This is a genomic window from Vibrio sp. 1288 (assembly GCF_033344475.1).
This window is the reverse complement of sequence record NZ_JAWPOX010000466.1, coordinates 1-727: the sequence shown is the minus strand read 5'-3', so window position 1 is coordinate 727 and position 727 is coordinate 1. Positions and strand designations below refer to the sequence as shown.

The following is a 727-nucleotide window of genomic DNA, read 5'->3' as shown; positions in this document are numbered from 1 at the left end:
TCAACCCATTTTATGATGTGACGAACGAAGAAATCCTGACTGAGTTCCGTGACCGTCTGCGTGAAGAATATGGCTACATCATCCGTACAACGAACTTCAAGCTGTACAAAGATGATGGACACGACACGTACGCGCTTCGTATCTCTACACACTTGTTCCATGATGAGCGAGATGTAGAAGGATTGGTCGAAGCAATTGCTGATCTGTACTACTCGTTCTAACGTCGTTGTTTATCACTCAAGCGCCCATTTATGGGCGCTTTGTTGAAGGGAAGGATATACACAATGTCAGTCAAAACACTTAAACGAACCATCACTGCAGTGGCGATTTTGGCCGCGTCCGTGATGTCTTCTTCGGCTTGGTCTAATGACCTTAAAGAAATCCGTGAACGTGGTGTGCTTCGTCATATCGGTGTGCCTTATGCCAATTTTGTTTCTTACATCGAGCAAGGTGAAATGCACACGCTGACAGGATTAGATGTCGATATCGTAAAAGGATTTGCGAGCTCGTTAGGTGTGCGATATGAGTACGTACCGGCTCAGTGGAGTGACATGGTCGGTAAGCTGACAGGTCAAGATGTTCAATACCGACACAACCGCGCAGTCGTGGGTGGCAGTGTGCCAATTGAGGGTGATCTGATCGCCAATGGCGTGACGATTTTGGATTGGCGGGAAGAGGTATTGGACTTTTCTCAGGACTACTTCCCATCGGCGGTATGGCTTGTTTC

General features: G+C 47.5%; 1 protein-coding gene and 1 pseudogene. Both read left to right on the top strand.

Annotation, left to right across the window (positions count from 1 at the left end; genetic code table 11):
• A pseudogene (locus R8O11_RS27420) lies at nt 1-221 on the top strand (aminotransferase); the annotation flags it as partial.
• A gap of 63 nt (nt 222-284) precedes the next feature.
• On the top strand, nt 285-727 hold a 443-nt coding region (locus R8O11_RS27415; protein ID WP_031814714.1), incomplete at its 3' end, for a transporter substrate-binding domain-containing protein.